Annotated in this window: 17 protein-coding genes; 6 read left to right on the plus strand and 11 right to left on the minus strand. The window is 64.3% G+C overall.

What is annotated here, in order from left to right; all coding sequences use genetic code 11:
• Positions 1 to 4: 4 nt before the first annotated feature.
• From SJY40_RS00540 to SJY40_RS00580, 9 genes are read right to left on the minus strand one after another with little or no spacing between them, the layout of a single operon-like run.
• Positions 5 to 562, minus strand: a complete 558-nt coding sequence (locus tag SJY40_RS00540; protein WP_378941501.1) for a hypothetical protein — start codon at positions 560 to 562, stop codon at positions 5 to 7.
• Positions 563 to 572: 10 nt separating this feature from the next.
• Positions 573 to 1,298: a flagellar basal body L-ring protein FlgH gene (gene flgH / locus SJY40_RS00545; RefSeq protein ID WP_378941503.1), complete on the minus strand. Its 726-nt coding sequence runs from the start codon at positions 1,296 to 1,298 to the stop codon at positions 573 to 575.
• A gap of 13 nt (positions 1,299 to 1,311) precedes the next feature.
• Complete coding sequence (gene flgA / locus SJY40_RS00550; protein ID WP_378941505.1) at positions 1,312 to 1,725, minus strand: flagellar basal body P-ring formation chaperone FlgA; 414 nt, start codon at positions 1,723 to 1,725, stop codon at positions 1,312 to 1,314.
• On the minus strand, positions 1,725 to 2,510 hold the full coding sequence (flgG, locus tag SJY40_RS00555; RefSeq protein ID WP_378941508.1) for a flagellar basal-body rod protein FlgG: 786 nt from the start codon (positions 2,508 to 2,510) through the stop codon (positions 1,725 to 1,727). The genes flgA and flgG overlap by 1 nt, the downstream gene beginning before the upstream one ends.
• A gap of 9 nt (positions 2,511 to 2,519) precedes the next feature.
• The gene (locus SJY40_RS00560; protein ID WP_378941510.1) at positions 2,520 to 3,236 is read right to left on the minus strand and encodes a flagellar hook-basal body complex protein; all 717 of its coding nucleotides are present in this window, start codon (positions 3,234 to 3,236) and stop codon (positions 2,520 to 2,522) included.
• Between the two features lie 4 nt (positions 3,237 to 3,240).
• Positions 3,241 to 3,507, minus strand: coding sequence for a flagellar biosynthetic protein FliQ (locus SJY40_RS00565; protein ID WP_378941512.1), 267 nt, complete (start codon positions 3,505 to 3,507; stop codon positions 3,241 to 3,243).
• A complete protein-coding gene (gene fliE, locus SJY40_RS00570) occupies positions 3,507 to 3,791 on the minus strand; it encodes a flagellar hook-basal body complex protein FliE (protein WP_378941514.1) in 285 nt (94 codons plus the stop codon). Before fliE ends, SJY40_RS00565 begins: the two co-directional genes overlap by 1 nt.
• A 14-nt stretch (positions 3,792 to 3,805) precedes the next feature.
• Positions 3,806 to 4,198: a flagellar basal body rod protein FlgC gene (gene flgC / locus SJY40_RS00575; protein WP_378941517.1), complete on the minus strand. Its 393-nt coding sequence runs from the start codon at positions 4,196 to 4,198 to the stop codon at positions 3,806 to 3,808.
• 12 nt (positions 4,199 to 4,210) lie between these two features.
• The gene (locus SJY40_RS00580; RefSeq protein WP_378941520.1) at positions 4,211 to 4,600 is read right to left on the minus strand and encodes a FlgB family protein; all 390 of its coding nucleotides are present in this window, start codon (positions 4,598 to 4,600) and stop codon (positions 4,211 to 4,213) included.
• 86 nt (positions 4,601 to 4,686) lie between these two features.
• On the opposite strand from SJY40_RS00580, the gene SJY40_RS00585 reads away from it, so the two are divergent.
• Positions 4,687 to 6,009 (plus strand): FliI/YscN family ATPase, encoded by a 1,323-nt coding sequence (locus SJY40_RS00585; protein WP_378941522.1) that lies wholly within the window; start codon positions 4,687 to 4,689, stop codon positions 6,007 to 6,009.
• A 120-nt stretch (positions 6,010 to 6,129) separates the two neighbouring features.
• Entirely contained in the window at positions 6,130 to 6,861 is a 732-nt protein-coding gene (locus SJY40_RS00590) for a Crp/Fnr family transcriptional regulator (protein WP_378941525.1), read from the plus strand.
• A gap of 1 nt (position 6,862) precedes the next feature.
• Here SJY40_RS00590 and SJY40_RS00595 read toward each other — a convergent pair whose 3' ends face one another.
• Complete coding sequence (locus SJY40_RS00595; protein ID WP_378941528.1) at positions 6,863 to 7,600, minus strand: extensin family protein; 738 nt, start codon at positions 7,598 to 7,600, stop codon at positions 6,863 to 6,865.
• Complete coding sequence (locus SJY40_RS00600; protein ID WP_378941530.1) at positions 7,597 to 8,889, minus strand: L,D-transpeptidase family protein; 1,293 nt, start codon at positions 8,887 to 8,889, stop codon at positions 7,597 to 7,599. Before SJY40_RS00600 ends, SJY40_RS00595 begins: the two co-directional genes overlap by 4 nt.
• 161 nt (positions 8,890 to 9,050) lie before the next feature.
• On the opposite strand from SJY40_RS00600, the gene SJY40_RS00605 reads away from it, so the two are divergent.
• The 4 genes from SJY40_RS00605 to SJY40_RS00620 are packed head-to-tail and all read left to right on the plus strand — an operon-like array spanning position 9,051 to position 12,750.
• The gene (locus tag SJY40_RS00605) at positions 9,051 to 10,079 is read left to right on the plus strand and encodes a C4-dicarboxylate TRAP transporter substrate-binding protein (protein WP_378941532.1); all 1,029 of its coding nucleotides are present in this window, start codon (positions 9,051 to 9,053) and stop codon (positions 10,077 to 10,079) included.
• 4 nt (positions 10,080 to 10,083) lie between these two features.
• A complete protein-coding gene (locus tag SJY40_RS00610) occupies positions 10,084 to 10,590 on the plus strand; it encodes a TRAP transporter small permease (RefSeq protein WP_378941535.1) in 507 nt (168 codons plus the stop codon).
• Positions 10,590 to 11,918 carry a TRAP transporter large permease gene (locus SJY40_RS00615; RefSeq protein ID WP_378941537.1) on the plus strand — a complete coding sequence of 443 codons (1,329 nt, stop codon included), beginning with the start codon at positions 10,590 to 10,592 and terminating at the stop codon, positions 11,916 to 11,918. The genes SJY40_RS00610 and SJY40_RS00615 overlap by 1 nt, the downstream gene beginning before the upstream one ends.
• Positions 11,919 to 11,922: 4 nt before the next feature.
• On the plus strand, positions 11,923 to 12,750 hold the full coding sequence (locus tag SJY40_RS00620; protein WP_378941540.1) for an IclR family transcriptional regulator: 828 nt from the start codon (positions 11,923 to 11,925) through the stop codon (positions 12,748 to 12,750).
• Positions 12,751 to 12,760 lie beyond the last annotated feature (10 nt).

A 12,760-nucleotide genomic window follows, 5' to 3' on the forward strand; every position in this document is an offset into this window, starting at 1 on the left:
AGTCCTAGCCTTGCTGGCGGGCGATATCCTCGATCAGCACGGCCTTGATCGGCAGGTCGGTGACCCCTGCGGCGGCCTTCTGCAGATCCAGACGCAGGTCCACCAGATTGCGGTCGGCGGTGAAATTGCCGTCGAAGCCGCCGGTGTTGGCATGAATCAGCAGCTGGCGCAGCAGCGCATCGCGCAGGGCATGTTCCTTTTTGCGCATGGCCTCGATGCTGGCGCCATCGGTCTGCAGCGTCAGCGTGATGATCATCAGATCGCCCATGTCCCCTTGCCGGACCAAGGGGACGAAGAATTGCGTTGGAAAGGTGAACCAGCCATCGGCATCGGCGCTGCCGTGACCATCATCACCACCATGACCCGAGGGTGCCTCGGCATGGCTGTCTGCCTTGGCGTGATCATCCTTTGCGTGGTCATCCTTGGCAGGCGCGTCATGGGTGTCCCCGGCGGGGGCATGGGCATCGCCCGTGTCGGCAGGTGCACGCAGCATGTCGCCACCAAAGGCGCCGCCGACAAGCGCCAGTACGGGAAGGGCGATGGGGATCAGTTTGCGGATCATCTGGGGGTCCTCAGTAGGGCAGCAGGATGTCGGCGATCTGCTGGCCATAGCGCGGCTGCTGAACGTCGGTAATCTGGCCGCGACCGCCATAGGAGATGCGCGCACCGGCGATGCGGTCATAGGCGATTTCATTGCTGCGATCGACGTCGCCCGGACGCACGAAGCCGCTGACGGTTAGTTCGCGCAGTTCGAAATTGACGCGGACCTCCTGTGTGCCCTCGATCTGCATGGTGCCGTTCGGCAATGTGTCCACCACGGTGGCCGCCACCCGCAGCGTCAGCTTGTCCCGGCGTGAGATATTCCCGCTGCCCTTGTAGCTGGAGGAGGAGGAAGCATCGGCCAGGTCGTCAAAGCTGGCCCCTTCGGGCAACTTGTCGGCCAGACGCTGCGGGATACCCGCCATCTGCGGGATCGAGACGCTGTCGCCAGCCGTCCGGTTGCGTCCCGAACTGTTGCTGATCTCGGCCCGGTCGTCGATTTCAATCACCACGGTCAGGATGTCACCACGCACCGCCGCGCGCCGGTCGCTGATCAGCGAGGATTGCGTGCCCGCCCAGAGCGAGGCCGCGGCCTCGGGGCGGCCCGAATCCGGGGGCAGGTCCAAGGGAGGGTTGGTCATGGCCAGAAACTCCTCGGTGTCGCGGGGCGAGGTCAGTTCGGGCGGCTGGCCGACGTTTGCGGCACGCGAACAGGCGGCAACCGACAGGGCAAGGCACAGAAGAAGGGCGGGTTTCATGGATGTTTCCTTGTCAGTTGATCACGGCCAGCGTGCCGTCTTGCATCACACGGGCCGAGACCGTGCTGCGGGATCCGATATTCATCACGCGGATCATGTCGCCTGCTGCACCGTCGTCCATCGTGCGTCCTTCGGTGTCGATGCGCAGGCCGCCGCGCAGAAAGGACAGCCGGACGATCTGGTTTCGCGACACGACGCGCGGCGGGCGCAGCATGTTGGCGTGCAGGGGACGACCTTCGTAAATGGTAATGCGTGTCTGCATGCCGATAGCCGCCGACGGGTCGGTCAGACCGGGGCGGTCGGTGTCGATGACGCGCAGATCGCTTGCGGAAATCACGCTGCCGGCGGGCAGGGTGCGGGCGGCACCAAGACCGCCTGCCCATGCGCCCATGGGCAGTAGGGCCAATGCCAGAACCAGCGCGCGCATTATCGGACCTGCGTGGTTGCGCCAAGCATCTGGTCGGCGGCGGTAATGACCTTGGCGTTCAGCTCGTATCCGCGCTGTGCCTTGATCAGCTCGGTGATTTCGCGCACCGCATCGACCGAGCTTTCCTCGAGATATCCCTGGCGCAGGGTGCCAAGGCCATCCTGGCCGGGGTTCACGACCTGTGCGCCGCCGGACGCAGCAGTTTCGATGAACAGGTTGGACCCGATCGCCTCCAACCCTTTCTCGTTGGAAAAACCGGCCAAGGTCAGCTGACCCAGCTGTTCGGGTTCGACACGGTCGTTGAAATAGGCGTTCACCTCGCCGCCGGCGCCGATGGAAATGGACCGCGCGTCATCGGGAATGGTGATGTCGGGGACCACCGGATAGCCGTCCGAGGTGACGATCAGCCCGTCGGGCGACCGCTTCAGCCCGCCATCGCGGGTATAGCCTGACAGGCCCGATGGCAGCGTGACCTCCAGATAGCCGTCGCCTTCGATGGCGATGTCCAGATCGCCGCCGGTGGGGGTCAGCGCACCCTGTTGCAGGTTGACGCTGACGGCGGTGGGGCGCACGCCAAGGCCCAGCTGGACACCTGCGGGAATGACGGTTCCGTCGGCGGCGGTGACGCTGCCGGGGCGGGCTGCCTGCTGGTAATGCAGGTCGGCGAATTCGGCACGGCGGGCATTATAGCCGGTCGTGGACATGTTCGCGAGGTTGTTCGACACCACCTCGACGCGGGTTTGCTGGGCGCTCATGCCGGTGGCGGCGATCTGCAGGGCTCTCATGGCGGCTCCTTATCGGGTCATCGAGGTGATTGCGCTGCGGATGCGCTGGTCTTCGCGGTCAAGGAAGGACTGGCCCAGCTCGTATGCGCGCTGGACTTCGATCATGCGGGTGATCTCCATGATCGGATCGACGTTGGAATCCTCAAGGAAGCCCTGTCGGATTCTGGGGCTTTCGGCGGGTTCCGGGGCGCCCGTCGTGCTGAACAGCGTACCCCCCTGATGGGCGGGCGTTTCGCCTTCGGGCGGGTTGAAGACCCCGATGCGACCGAAGGGCAGGCCGTTCGACGACAGCGTGCCGTCCGCCCCGATGGACACCGAACCGGCCCCGGCGGGCAGGATGATCGGTGCCTGGCCTTCATCCAGCAGACGGTTGCCGTCGGCGTTCATCAATTCGCCCTCGGGGCCCGGCGTGAAGGCGCCTGCGCGGGTCAGGCGCACACCGTCGGGGGTTTCGACCATGAAGAAGCCGTCACCCTCGATCGCCAGATCAAGGTTGTTGTTCGTCTGCGTCAGCACGCCCTGGTTCAGGTCCAGCATCCGCCCGCGGGCATCCGCCATCGACAGCGTGTTGCCCTGACGGTCCAGTGCCGAGAGGTGTTCGGCAAAGATCACGCCCTCGCGGCGGAAACCGGTGGTATTGGCGTTGGCGATGTTGTTGGCGACGACGCGCATTTCGCGCATTAGTCCGGATTGGCGGGTCAGGCTGGCGTAAATGGCGTTGTCCATGGCGTCAGCTTCCTGCGATCAGGGGGATGATCTGCCCCAGATAGAAATCCGACAGCGCCGTGGTCATGAAGCTCATGGAGACCCAGAAGACGATCAGCATCAGCCCCACCTTGGGCACGAAGGTCAGCGTCATCTCCTGCACCGAGGTCAGCGCCTGGAACAGGCCGATCACCACACCGGCGATCAGCGCCACCCCCAAAAGCGGGGCCGAGATCCGCACCGCGATCAGCAGCGCTTGCCGCAGCATGTCGAACAGGATGGTTTCCGGCATCACACGGGCATCCGCAGGATTTCCTGATAGGCCTCGACGACCTTGTCGCGGATGGCGACGACCGTCTCCATGGCCATCTGCGCTTCGGCGATGGTCTGGACCAGCTGGTGGGTGTTGACCTGACCGGTCATCGCGCCCGTGGACACCTGATCGACCTGATCCATATGGGCTGCGAAATCCTGCGCCATCTGCCCCAGCTTGGCGGTGCCCGATGCCTGCCCGTCGGGGGCCACGGCTGTGCGGGCGGCGGAATATGCGTTGGCGGCGTTCAATCCGGAAATCATGCGTTCGTGCCTTTCTAGCGACGGAGGATGTCAAGCAAAGCGCTGCCCATCTGGCGGCTTTGTTCAAAGATGCGGAGGTTGGCTTCGTAACTGCGGCCCGCCTCGCGGCTGTCGGCCATCTCGATCACGACATCGACGTTCGAGCCCTGAAAATAGCCGTCGTCATCGGCCATCGGATGACTGGGGTCATAGATGCGCGGCAGCGGGGTCTGGTCCAGCTGAACGCGGGCTGCCTGAACCTCGCCCGTGGGGCGGCCGAAGTCGGTGGCCTGTTCGAAACTGACCAGTTTGCGGCGATAGCCGGGGGTGTCGATGTTCGCCATGTTCTCGGCGGTGTGGCGCATGCGTTCGCTTTGTGCGCGCATGCCGGATGCTGCCAGACGCAGCGCGGTGATCTGTTCGGTCACGGTTTCAATCCCTTACCTGCGGCCAAGGCTGGTGCGCATCAGGTCCAGCGCCGAGCGGTAGATGCCAAGCGACAGGTCGTTGTCGCGCTTGACCTCGGCTGCGCGGACCATCTCCTCCTCCAGCGACACGGTGTTGCCGTTGGGGGACGCCTGCTGGCCGGTGTCGATGACGCGGGCGGTGTCCAGCGCCCATTCGGGACTGGGCAGATGGCGCGGGCTGGTCACCCGCAGGTCGCCCCCAAGGGACGCCTGACGATAGCTTTCGTCGAAATCCTGCATGTCGGCGGCCCGGTATCCGGGCGTATCCGCATTGGCGATGTTGCGCGCCACCACAAGCTGGCGCTGAGAGACGTGCTGGCCCATCGCATGGACCATCCGCATCATTTCGATTTTCTCAAACATGAGGCTTCTCCTCAATCACGATAAACCCGGTCTTAACCCCGATTCCTTTAGAAACCCTTTCGTGGAACCGAAAACCTTGGGGTGACGTGATGGACAGATTGGAATCGATTGCCGGGCGGCTGGCGCGGCTGCGGATCGTCACGCATTACGGGCGGGTGCAGTCGATCCGCGCCGGCGTGATCCGGGTCGAGGGGTTGAACGGCACCGCCTCGGTGGGCGACCGCGTAGAGATCGCGGTGGCCACGGATGAGCTGGGCGGAGAGATCGTAGGCCTTGCCCCCGACCACGCCGAGGTTCTGCCCGAAGGCGGCACCGAGGGGCTGTCGGTCGGCGCGCAGGTCCGGCTGCTGCACGCGCCGCGCATTGCCCCCTGCGATGCCTGGGTCGGGCGGATCATCGACCCCCTTGGGCGCCCCTTGGATGGTCGCCCACTGCCACAGGGGCTGCAGGAACGCGGCTTTCGCAGCGACGCACCACCCGCCGTCACGCGCAAGCGGCTTGGGGCGCGGCTGGACACGGGGCTGGCGGTCTTCGACACGCTGCTGCCCTTGGTGGCGGGGCAGCGGGTCGGGCTGTTCGCGGGATCGGGCGTGGGGAAATCGACGCTGCTGTCGATGCTGGCCAAAGGGGTGCAGGCCGATGTGGTCGTCATCGCCATGGTCGGCGAGCGCGGTCGCGAATTGCGCGAATTCGTCGAACGCACCATGGGCCCCGAGGGGATGAAGCGCGCCGTCATCGTCGCCGCCACATCCGATCAATCACCCCTGATCCGCCGCCGCTGCGCATGGGCCGCCATGAGCGTGGCCGAGCATTTCCGCGATCAGGGCAAGCACGTGCTGTTCCTGGCCGACAGCATCACCCGCTTTGCCGAGGCGCATCGCGAGATTGCCTTGGCCGCAGGCGAACCGGCCAGCTTTCGGGGCTTTCCTCCCTCGGTGTCGAACCTGATCATGGGGCTGGCGGAACGCTCGGGTCCCGGTCCCGAGGGCACGGGCGACATCACCGGCATCTTCAGCGTGCTGGTCGCAGGATCGGATATGGAGGAGCCGGTGGCCGACATCCTGCGCGGCACGCTGGATGGCCACGTGGTGCTGGACCGCGCCATTGCCGAACGGGGCCGTTTCCCCGCCGTCGATGTGGTCAGATCCGTGTCGCGATCACTGCCCGAAGCCGCCGCCGCGCCGGAAAACGCCCTGATCCAGCGCGCCCGTGCGGCCCTTGGCGCCTATGCTGAATCCGAACTGATGATTCGTGCGGGTCTTTATGCCCCGGGGTCGGATCCCAAGCTGGATGAGGCCGTGCGACTGTTCCCGAAACTGGATGATTTCATGACCAAAAAAAGCGCCTCGGTCGCCGAAAGCTTCACCGCACTGGAACTGGCGCTGCGCCATATCGGCGCGCGTCGTTGAAACCAAACCGGCCTGGGCGTGTTCTAGGTGCTTAATGATTGTTAAACGTTAGGTAGCAGCTATTGCGCGCAAAATCGCGATTTGCCAGTGTCCGCAAGCTTTGGAAAGGAGGTGGGTAAAATGGCCATAACCGAATATTTTATCCGTTTTCTTCAACGGCGTGACACGCTTGCACCGCGCGATCTGGATCGCCTGCGCGCAGTGCCCACCCATCATGTTAACTTTGCCCCCGGCGATGTCATCGTCCCTGCGGACAGGACGGCAAAACGCAGTTGCATGATGCTGAAAGGGCTGTCGGCGCGGTCCCATACGCTGGTCGGGCGGCCCAAGGAACGGGTCATTACCGCCTTGCATGTTCCGGGCGATTTCGTCGATCTGCACGGCTTTGTTCTGGCAGGGCTGGAACATTCCGTTGTCGCCACCGGTCATGTCGAGGTCGAGTTCATCGACCATTCCGAACTGATCGAGATCACCGAGAATTTTCCACATCTGACGCGTCTTTTGTGGATGGCGACCCTGATCGATGCCGCCATCCACCGCCAGTGGCTGGTGGCAGCGGCGTCGCTGCGGTCCAGCGCACATCTGGCCCATCTGCTGTGCGAGATCTATACGCGCCTGAACGCCGTCGGGGCGGCCAGCGATTACCAATTCTCGCTAAACTTGCTGCAACGGGAACTGGCCGACATCCTGGGGTATTCGCCCATCCACGTGAACCGTGCGGTGCGCGATCTGCGTGATCGCAGTCTGATCCGCTGGTCGGGGGCAGATATCAACATTCTGGACTGGCAGGGGCTGGCCAGTCTGGCGCGCTTCGATCCCGCCTATCTGGATATGGAACGCCAGAGCCGCTGATCTATTCGCACAACCGCCAGCCGCTGTTGCGCGCGGCAAGATCCAGATGCAGATGCGTGTCATGCGCCGCATTCGCGCCCGGTCCCAGCACCGTCGTGAACAGCAGACAGGCTGTCCCGCGCGCCGCCCGCTGAAAGCTTTCCTCTTGCCCGCCGCTGTCCGTGCGCGGCTGCACGGGGATCACGGAACCATTATCAAACTCGAAACCTGCGATGTCGATGGCGCTGCCATAGGCGTGTTCGGACTGCTTGGGCGTCTCGGCACCCGTGCCAACCCGCGCGCGACAGGTATAGCCGGGTCCGGTCTGCAGACCGCTCAGCCGCGGCGCATTGTCCAGCAATGCCGCCGCCGGACGCAGAAAATCGCGCGTCCACAGCCCTAAGGCCCGCGCGGTGTCGCAACGCATCACCGGCTGGCCTGACAGGGGCACGCCGGGGATGATCTGTTCGACCTGCAACGGCCGGGCCATGCCGCAGTCGGGATCATCCGCATCCGTCACCGGCGGCAACTGGGTATAGCGCGTGCCCAGCATCGACAGGGCCAGCCTGCATGCGGCGAATTCCTGGTCGTCGTCTTCCGGCACGAGGCCCACTGTCATCGGCGGCGCAGGTGGTCCCTGCATCTGCGCGGGGGGATCGGGCCGCAGAGGGGGACGCTCATCCTGCGCGGCCAGCGGTCCTGCCGCCCACGACAGAACCGCGAAGGTTGCCAAGGGCGTCAGAACCGGGCGAAGCGTCACTGCTGCGGCTCGGACAGCGGCGGCACCACAAAGCCTTCGGGCAGAGCATCATCCAGCGCATTTGCCAGTGGATCGTCATTGGCGGCGGGCGCCGTGGGTTGCGGCGTTCCGGCGGGCTGGGATGTTGCTTCGGGGGCAGCGGGCACCGTGGGGTCGGGCAGCGCCAAGGGTTCCTGCGGCTGCGGCAGATCCGGCTCGGACGTGCCTTCGGGCATGGCGATATCGGCGACCGGCGGCGCGACGGCGCGCGTGGCCCCCGTCACATCCGAGATCGTCACCCCCGGTTCCAGAAACTCGACCGAGGTGCCGCCGATGCGGACCATGCCCGCCAGTTCCTCGGCGTCCCAATTGGTCAGACGGACGCAACCGCTGGACTGGTTGCTGAACAGCTGCGACGGCGTCGGCGTGCCGTGGATGCCATAGGTCGGCTTGGTTAGCCCGATCCAGACCGTGCCCACGGGACCGTTGGGTCCGGGCGGCACGATCAGCGGCTTGTCGTTGCCTTCCTGCCGGAAATTGACGTCCGGGTTATAGGTGTAATTCGGGTTCACCGCGACCGTCCGCACGTTATGGGTGCCCGCCGGTGACGGCGTCACGGTCGATCCGATGGTGGCGGGATAATCGACAACCATGCGCCCCTTGGCGTCGTAACCGGCCACGCGGCGGTTGGCCTTGTCGATGATGATCCGCGACACCTGTCCGCGAATCGGGCCATTCGGAGCCATGACCTGGATGGTCGATCCGGGCACCAGGGCCACGCCGGGGTTCAGGAACTGGATGAATTTTTCATCCATGTGAAAGCGTTCGCCAAGACGCTCGGCGATGCTGGTATGCGCCATTGCGGTCATCGCGGCTTTTTCGGCGTAATCGGTCGGGATCGCATCGACCAGCCCCTCGGCATCGGCATCGGTGATGACATAGCTTTGGGTCACGGGCCGCGTCGCGAAGGCCTGCAGCAGGTTCCAGACATGCGGGTCCATGACGCCGTCCATGGGCAGGCCGGTCCGACGCTCGAACGCCTTGATCGCGCTCTGGCTCATGCCGCCCTTGAAGCCGTCGATGACGCCCGGTGATGTGCCGGAACGATCCAGCAGGATCTGAACCTTGGCCGTCAGCGGTGTCCGACCGCGCGGCAGGTCGCCGCCGCCATATTGCGCGGCTTCGATCTGCGAGGCGCTGAAGGGGGCGTCGTCTTGCGCCAGGGCGGGGTGGGTCGCGGCGAAAACGGACAGCAGGGCCGTCGCGAACAGGGTGGCGCGGTGCGGGGTCATCTGGAAGCTCCGGGTCATGCAGAATGCAACATCAGCCATTCGGCGAAAGACCGCCAGATACATTGCTGCTCACGTTTCGGTCAATTCGGGATTGCGTTCCGCATGGCGGAATGCCAGCCTGCATATTGAAACAGGGAGGAGGTTTCACGATGACCACGCAGTCTTGCAGGACGGCGCTGATGGCAGCTGGGCTGACCATGGCGCTTGTCGCACCGTCATTTGCCGAAACGGTTCTGATCTATGGTGAACCGGGACCCAACCGCGGCGCCAGATCCGAGGCGACGCAATGGTTCGCCGATCAGGTGGCCGAACAGTCCGGGGGGGACTTGCGGCTGGACATCAACTGGGGTGGTGCGCTGTTTTCCGAAAAAGCCGCCGTCCAGTCCCTGCGCGACGGCGTGGCCGATCTGGGCAGCGTCATCGGGGTCTATTTCCCGCAGGATATGGTCGCCTATGGCATCGCCGACCTGCCGATGAACAACCCCGATCCTTGGGTGGGCATGAAGGCCACCGACGATCTGATGCGCAACAACGAATCGATCAAGGCGAACCTGGCGGCGCAGAACCTGGTCTATGTCGGGACATACACCACGTCTGCCGTACAGATGGGTTGCAAGGGTCCGGCCGTGAAGACGGTCGATGACATCGCTGGCAAGAAGGTCCGCGGCGTGGGCGCCTATGGCCAGACCTTCCGCGACATGGGTGCGAACCTTGTCGATATGTCGGTCTATGAGGCCTATCAGGGTCTGGAAAGCGGACTGATCGATTGCACGCAGACCTATTCCTATCTGGTCGCAGCGCTGAAATTCGACGAGGTCTTCGACAGCTATACCTTCATCGACTGGGGTCAGATCGGTGCCTTGGGCATCATGATGAACAAGTCGATGTTCGACGCCCTGACCGCCGAGGAGCAGGAGGTTATCATGACTGCCGGTGCCGGTCTGGCCGATGAATTCGGCCGCATCATCGGCAAGGCCAACGATGATTCCATCAAGATCCTGGAAGATCAGGGTAAGGAAATCGTCCGATTTTCCGACGAGGACCGCACCAAGTTGACCGAGGCCGGCCAGAAATATCTGGACGAATGGGCCGAACGTGCCGATGCCACCGGTCTGGACGGTCAGGCGCTGCTGCAGGAATACCGTGACCTGATCGCCAAATACGCGTCCGAGAAGGACGAGCAGGGTTATCCCTGGGAACGCGGGTGATCCTATGAAACTGATCGAGCGGACCCTGCTGGACCTTGCGGTGCTGGCCCTTGCCCTGCTGGGCGGCGTGATCTTCATCAATGTGGTGATGCGCGCGGCCTTCGGGACGGGTCTGCCCGATGCCATCATCATGGTGCGGGAATTGATGGTCGCGGCCGTCATCCTGCCCATGGCGGCGGCGACGGCGGCGCGAAGCCATGTCGCCGTCACCTTCCTCAGCGACCGGATGCCCGAAACGGTGCAGGCGCGACTGATCGTGCTGGGCCATGTCATCGGCGTCGTATCGCTGCTGCCGCTGCTTTACGCGGCGCAGCGCATGCTGGGCCAGACCTGGGTATCGGGCGAATTCTATTACGGCGACCTGAACCTGCCGCGCTGGCCGGGGCTGGCGCTGTTCTTCGTGGGCCTGCTGATGATGTGGGTCCGGCTGGTTATCCTGATGATGGGCGATCTGCGGCAGGTGATGACCACGGGACGCATCGTCGATGCTGACGGACAAGAGGTGAACTGATGGATCCCATGACGATCGGCATGACGGCGCTTGCGCTGGTCCTGATCCTGCTGGCGATGCGGGTGCCCATTGCCTTTGTGCTGGCGGGCGTCGCCAGTCTGGGGACATTCCTTGTCTATGCCACCCGCACGGGCGGCTGGGCACCGGAACGGGCGCTGAATCCGACCAGCTCGGTCGTCCTGTCGAATTTCTTCGATCTGGTCCATTCCTATGACCTGTCGATGGTGCCGCTGTTCGTGGCGCTTGGGAACATCGCCTTTTATGCCGGGATCACGACGCGTATCTATGATGCGGCGGCGGTCTGGCTGCGGACGGTGCCGGGGGGCGTGGCGATGGCCTCGGTCCTTGGCTGCGGCGGGTTTTCGGCAATTTCGGGGTCGTCCATCGCCTGCGCATCGACCATGGGCCGCATTTGCGTGCCGGAAATGCTGCGCATGGGATACGACCCGCGCCTAGCCACCTCATCGGTGGCTGTGGGCGGCACTTTGGGGTCGCTGATCCCGCCATCGGTGCTGTTCATCCTTTATGGCATCTTCACCGAAACCTCGATCGCGCAACTGTTCCTTGCGGGCATCCTGCCGGGGCTGCTGTCGCTGGCGGGGATGATCCTTGTGATCGCATGGTGGGTGCAGCGTGATCCGTCAGCCGCGCCGCGCGGATCGTCCGACGGCGCCAGCAAGACCGAGGCCGCGATTGCCGCTTGGCCCGCCCTGCTGCTGTTCGTGGTGATCGTCGGCGGCATCTATGGCGGCATCTTCACCGCGACCGAGGCCGCAGCCGTCTGCGTCGTGCTGACCACCTTCATCGGTTTCGCCCAACGCCGCCTGACCTTCGAGGTGCTGTGGCGCGCGATCCGCGAAAGCCTTGTCCAGACCTCGGCCATCTTCCTGATCGCGGGGGCTGCCAAGATCTTCGTCAGCTTCGTCGCGCTGACCGGTGTGGCCGGCGCCATTGTCGGCATGGTCGAGGATGCGCAGCTGTCCTATGCGATGCTGCTGGTGGTGATCGTGGTGATCTATCTGGTGCTGGGGATGTTCCTTGACCCCATCGGCATCATGGTCCTGACGCTGCCCTTCATGATCCCGCTGGTCGAGGGCTATGGCATGAACCTGATCTGGTTCGGCGTCATCGTCGTCAAGCTGTTGGAGATCGGGCTGATAACACCACCCGTCGGCCTCAACGTCTTCGTCGTCAGCAACGTCACCAAGAACGTGAGTATCGACAAGATCTTTGCCGGTGTCAGCCGTTTCCTGCTGATCGATTTCCTGGTGCTGATCATCCTGATCGCCTTCCCGATCATCTCGATCATTATTCCGGCCTCGATGTGACCACATGAACGAACACCCCCGCCCCGATTACGAAGACGACCGCAACTTCGCCACGACGCTGGCGCGGGGGTTGTCGGTGCTGCGCGCATTTCGGGCGGGGGATGACGGGTTGACCAATGCCCAGATTGCGGAACGCACCAGCCTGCCGAAATCGACCGTGTCGCGGCTGACCTTTACGCTTGGCTGTCTGGGTTACCTGACGCAGCCGCAGCGGGCCGACCGTTACCGCCCCGGGCCAACGCTGCTGGCGATGGGGCATGTGGCGGCGGCCTCGCTGTCCTTTCTGGACCCCGCGCATGACATGATGCAGGCGCTGGCCGATGAAACCGGCACGCTGGTCCTGTTCGCCGTCCGCGACCGCGACAAGATTGCCCTGATGCGGACATGGCGGCCCCGCCGCGCCGCATCCATCTGGCTGGAGGTCGGGCACCGTCTGCCGCTTGGCGGGTCGTCATCGGGTCTGGGCTGGCTGGGGGCCAGCACGCGCGATGAATTCGCGGGCCTGCATGCCGATCACCCCGATGACCCGCTGGATGGCAGCAGCCTTGCCGATCTGCGTCTGGAAGGGCGCAGCCAACTGATCGCCCAAGGCTATGCCGTGGTCCGCAACAACCTTCGCTATTCGCGCAATATCTCGGCGGTGGCGGTGCCCTTCCGGTCGTCGCGTCTGGCGGGGCCGGTGACCTTTTCCTGCGGCGCGCTGGACGATGTCCTGCCCGACGCCCGCATCCATTCCGAGGTCGGCCCGCTTTTGCGCGATGCCGTGACCCGGCTGCAACTTCTGATCGGACAGGAAGGGCATCCCGCCTGGTCCGGATCACCCAATGACTGAAGGAGGCCTC

It is taken from the genome of Paracoccus sp. R86501, assembly GCF_042466435.1.
GTDB lineage: Bacteria > Pseudomonadota > Alphaproteobacteria > Rhodobacterales > Rhodobacteraceae > Paracoccus.

What these genes read in the sequence shown, in the direction of transcription:
- SJY40_RS00540 (WP_378941501.1), bottom strand. Translation starts at nt 562, where the DNA reads ATGATCCGCAAACTGATCCCCATCGCCCTTCCCGTACTGGCGCTTGTC.
- flgH (WP_378941503.1), bottom strand. Translation starts at nt 1,298, where the DNA reads ATGAAACCCGCCCTTCTTCTGTGCCTTGCCCTGTCGGTTGCCGCCTGT.
- flgA (WP_378941505.1), bottom strand. Translation starts at nt 1,725, where the DNA reads ATGCGCGCGCTGGTTCTGGCATTGGCCCTACTGCCCATGGGCGCATGG.
- flgG (WP_378941508.1), bottom strand. Translation starts at nt 2,510, where the DNA reads ATGAGAGCCCTGCAGATCGCCGCCACCGGCATGAGCGCCCAGCAAACC.
- SJY40_RS00560 (WP_378941510.1), bottom strand. Translation starts at nt 3,236, where the DNA reads ATGGACAACGCCATTTACGCCAGCCTGACCCGCCAATCCGGACTAATG.
- SJY40_RS00565 (WP_378941512.1), bottom strand. Translation starts at nt 3,507, where the DNA reads ATGCCGGAAACCATCCTGTTCGACATGCTGCGGCAAGCGCTGCTGATC.
- fliE (WP_378941514.1), bottom strand. Translation starts at nt 3,791, where the DNA reads ATGATTTCCGGATTGAACGCCGCCAACGCATATTCCGCCGCCCGCACA.
- SJY40_RS00580 (WP_378941520.1), bottom strand. Translation starts at nt 4,600, where the DNA reads ATGTTTGAGAAAATCGAAATGATGCGGATGGTCCATGCGATGGGCCAG.
- SJY40_RS00590 (WP_378941525.1), top strand. Translation starts at nt 6,130, where the DNA reads ATGGCCATAACCGAATATTTTATCCGTTTTCTTCAACGGCGTGACACG.
- SJY40_RS00600 (WP_378941530.1), bottom strand. Translation starts at nt 8,889, where the DNA reads ATGACCCGGAGCTTCCAGATGACCCCGCACCGCGCCACCCTGTTCGCG.
- SJY40_RS00605 (WP_378941532.1), top strand. Translation starts at nt 9,051, where the DNA reads ATGGCAGCTGGGCTGACCATGGCGCTTGTCGCACCGTCATTTGCCGAA.
- SJY40_RS00610 (WP_378941535.1), top strand. Translation starts at nt 10,084, where the DNA reads ATGAAACTGATCGAGCGGACCCTGCTGGACCTTGCGGTGCTGGCCCTT.
- SJY40_RS00615 (WP_378941537.1), top strand. Translation starts at nt 10,590, where the DNA reads ATGGATCCCATGACGATCGGCATGACGGCGCTTGCGCTGGTCCTGATC.
- SJY40_RS00620 (WP_378941540.1), top strand. Translation starts at nt 11,923, where the DNA reads ATGAACGAACACCCCCGCCCCGATTACGAAGACGACCGCAACTTCGCC.